Below are 3968 nucleotides of genomic sequence, written 5' to 3'. Positions count from 1 at the left end.
ATTCGGTGGTTGGGGCGTCGGCCGATGGGGGGCTGGCATCAGATTCGGCGTCTGGATCGGACGATTGGCATCCCGCAAACGCAATGCTCGCCGTTACAAATGCAATCAGAACAAGAATGCGGGGCATACCAAAGGGGCTCATAGGGAGATCGGGCCATCGGATGTAGAGGACAGGCGGTCGCGCCGGTCTTGCAGGCGCTCACGGCGCTCGGTGGTGGCGTCTTCGTCGCGCGTGAAGGTGACGGTGCTGGTGCTGGTGTCGGCGTTGGGCGCGACGCGGAGCACGTCGCCCGCGGTGGCGTCGGTGGGGAGCCAGGCGCGGGGGACGTCGAGCGTGGGGCCTTCGGGCGGTTCAAGCACGGCCCAGTCGTCGTCCTCAATGCGGTCGATGATGTAGCGGGTGGAATCCATAAGCAGCAGCATATTGGCACAAAGGAATGCGAAGGCGGCGCGTTACCCAAAGCAGCGATACACGAAGCCCCGGCCTGCCACACAGCAGATCGGGGCGGTGTATGAGCCGTATGGACCAGCGGCGCGTGCAGATCCGGCCTGCGGATGCGACGTGTGTCGATCCGGTGTGCTGGCTGCCGGGGAGCAAGCGCCTGGGCTATGGGCGCTCAGGCGGATCGGGCAGATTCACTTGCAGCGTGAACGACGCGTTGGCCGCTCCCGCATCGTTTGAGGCGGTAGCGGTAATCTCGGCCGTGCCGCCGCCGACAGGCTCAACGGTGAGCGTGGCCTCACTCACATTTGCAGTCGCCACATCGGTGTCAGAGGACGACGTGCTGTACTCGAGCGAGTCGTCACTACCGAAGACGGTACTTAGATCGACCGTGAGCGGATCGGCATCGGCGGTGAGTTGCTGGTTTTCGATGGGCGACTCGACCGAGGGCGGCTCGATGCGCGTACTTACGCTATCGTCGCCACACGCGGCGAAGATCAGCATAAAGCTGGCAAGGAGAAGCGAGAGCGTGCACCGGGCGGAGGCTGTGCGGAAAGCGGTTGAAGTCATCATAGGAGCGGGAAGCATTCGAATCCAGAAGAAAACGGCAGGGCGGCGGGCGTGCAGGGCGCTACCGGATGATGGTGACACGCTGCACATCGGTCGTGCCGTCGCCGCTGATGCGTACGAAGTACACGCCGCTCGATAGCGCATTGCCGCCGGTGCGGCCATCCCACGCAAGCTGGTGGGTGCCGGCGGTTTTGGTGCCGCGCTCCAGCGTAGCGACACGCTGCCCGAGCATATTGTATACGGTAAGCTCAACCTCCATGGATTCGGGCACGGTGTACTCCAGTGTGGTTTGATCCTGGAACGGGTTGGGGTAGTTCGTGCGGAGGGCGAGCGCGTCGGGGCGCTCGTCTTCGGCGGGCTCTACCGCGCCAATGTTGAGCGTAAGATCGGCCGTGCCATCGTTGCCAATGGACACCGAGGCGGTGCCGCCGGTGAGCGTATGGGTGCGCTCGGTGTGCGCGTCGGTAAGGCGGACCGACGGCACCTCGCTATCTTCCCAGCCGTCATGGCTTAGGCGTAGCGTAACGGTGCTGCCGGGGGTGCCGGTGAGCGTGAGGTCGAACTGCTGTGTGGCGGCTTCCGACGGCACAACCAGTGCGGCATAGTCGTCGGATCCGCGCTGCATGCGGAGGGCAGCCGCATCGAAGTGGGCCGGCGGAGCGCGGTGCGCCGTTGTGGATTCAGCATCGGGCGCAAACGTGACGGTGAGTCCCGAAACGGGTGCGTCTTCCTCGGTAGTACCGGCCAGGGTAAGCGTACGCGGCTCGGCGGGGGCTTCTGCTTCGGTCGTTTCAGCAGTTGTTGCAGCCCCCGTGTTACTGATCGGAAGCGTAAGCGCGTCCTGGTCGTCTTCGTTCAGCAGGTAGTATGCCTCGCCCTCGGTGGCGCTGGTAAAGGTGTCGGCTTGCTCCCAGGCGCCATCCCACATCCAGAGCGGTGCGCTCAAGCTGTTGGCGGTCTGCACCGCATCCCAATCAAGATTTGAGAGCAGCGGGTTGGATACAACGTTCCAGCCGTCTTGGAGCGGAATCGCGGCATCGCCCTCGGTAATGGATTCGGTGGGTGTGACCTCGCCCGAGAACGACCAGTCGTCTTGGGCAATGACCCAGAATCCGTTGCCAGGTTGGAAGGAGAAGGCCTCGCTGCCGTCGTAGGATTCGAGCGCATCGCTGGCATCTTCGGCACCGGTTTCGCGGAAGGCGCGCCAGTCGGGGCCCTGCTCGCCGGTCAGCGTGGATGCGAGATCCACGTCGATCTGCCCGGGCAGCGCTACGAGGCGGTAGCTGCTGCTCTGGGTGGGATCGTCGAACGACCGGGCAATCTCGACGACTTCGACATCAGTGTCGGTGTCGAGGTCGGAGGGGCGCATGGGGATGAGCTGAAACTCGTCGTTGAAGACGCCCACCACGCCGGTGTAAAAGAACGATCCTTCCGGAATGGAGGTGCTGCCGAGCGCGCTTTCGTCGTCGCCCTGCACGCGGAAGGTGAGCGCATCGCCGCTGCTGTTTTCGACGGTGTACGAGGTGCCATTCTCGAATTCATCGCTTGCGGCGTCCGTAATTGTGAGCGGACTGGATACGGTGACCAGCTCGCTTTCGTAGCTACCGCCGTTCTCGGCCAGTTCATTGAGTGATACAGAGGCCGGGGCGGGTGGGTCGGCTTGCTCAACCACCTCGTAGCTCGTCACGTCATCGTTGTTGAGCTGCACAAGCCCGTTGAACTCGGACACGAAGCTGGTGACGCGCACGACGGTACCGGGCTGGATGGTACCATCTTCGATATCTTGCTGGAAGTCATCGCTTAGCGATCCGAGCGTTTGCCGGATGGTGAGGCCGCTGGCGCCGTCGTCGCCACTGTTGTCCTGAATACGGGCATAGCTTCCGAAGGCGCGCGACACCGTGCCTTCGACCGTGACGAGCGTGTTCTCGTCGGCCTGACGGGCTTCGGCGATGGTCAGTTCGGTGCTCTCGGGCGTCAGGTTCACGCGGTCAATGAGCGAGGGGTCGAGCGCAAAGGGGTTCAGCTTATTGCTTTGCTGGCTCGCAATGAGCACATTGCGGCGCTGCTCGGCTTCGGAGACGGGGTGATCTTCGTGCCAGGTGCGCAGGTCCTCTTCTTGCTGCGCCAGGAATGCGCCGTCGGCGCGTCCAGGATACACAAGCTGGAAGTAGAACAGCGCGCGGGCCACTTCGCCTTTCGATACGTCACGCGGTTCGAAGCGATTGCCTGCCACGCGGCTCCATTCGGGCTGTTCGCTTTCGGGCGGAGCCACATTCTGGCTGGTGGCATTTCGATACCACGTGTCCACGTCATCTGGCGCGATAACGCCGAATGGAAAGTTGCTGCGTGCACTGTTTACATTCTCGCGCGCGGGCACGAGAATGTGCATGTTGCTGCGCGCCGGAAGCTCACCTGCGCCCAGGCTTTGCGGCCACAGGTGTTCGGCGTTAATACCCTCTTCGGCCATTGAGGCGCTCGGGCTTTGGCCTTCAAGGAGGGGGGCTGTAAAGCCTGTGTAGAACGCCTCGACCTCTTCGTTTTCGTTAAACACGCGCCCGTAGAGCGAATCGCGAGCAACATCGTACTCATAAGTGGCCGGGTCGCCAAAGTCGTCGCGCAACTGCTCGGCCAGTTCGGTGCCCTCAAGGTCTGGGTAGAGCGTGGTTTGGGCGGTAGCGTCGTCTTGAATCCAAAAGGTATGGGTAGCCGGGAAGGCCGCGCCGACCTCATCGTCGCCTTCCAGCGTCAGTTCGAGGCGTTCAATGCCCTCTTCCTCGCCATCGTCGACAATGTCAATCGTGATGGTTTCGGGAGCCGCATCGGGCCCGGTGAAGGTAAAGGTGGTCGGATCCGAAAAGCCGGTGACGTCGGTGCTGGGATCGGCATCGCCCTCGGCGGTGACGGTGACATCGACCGACTGGCCGTCCTCCAATTCTGGTGGGCGTACCGAGACCGA

Annotated in this window: 3 protein-coding genes; all 3 read right to left on the bottom strand. The window is 62.9% G+C overall.

Annotation, left to right across the window (positions count from 1 at the left end):
* Positions 1-138 precede the first annotated feature (138 nt).
* Positions 139-411 (bottom strand): DUF3006 domain-containing protein, encoded by a 273-nt coding sequence (locus R6U20_RS05100; RefSeq protein WP_410336786.1) that lies wholly within the window; start codon positions 409-411, stop codon positions 139-141.
* A gap of 196 nt (positions 412-607) precedes the next feature.
* The gene (locus R6U20_RS05095; protein ID WP_410336785.1) at positions 608-1015 is read right to left on the bottom strand and encodes a hypothetical protein; all 408 of its coding nucleotides are present in this window, start codon (positions 1013-1015) and stop codon (positions 608-610) included.
* Positions 1016-1073: 58 nt separating this feature from the next.
* A partial coding sequence (locus R6U20_RS05090; protein ID WP_410336784.1) for an endonuclease occupies positions 1074-3968 on the bottom strand: 2895 nt, incomplete at its 5' end.

The organism is Longimonas sp. (assembly GCF_046498435.1).
GTDB lineage: Bacteria > Bacteroidota > Rhodothermia > Rhodothermales > Salinibacteraceae > Longimonas.
Note: the sequence above shows the minus strand (reverse complement) of the source record. Positions and strands in the feature narration are given on the sequence as shown.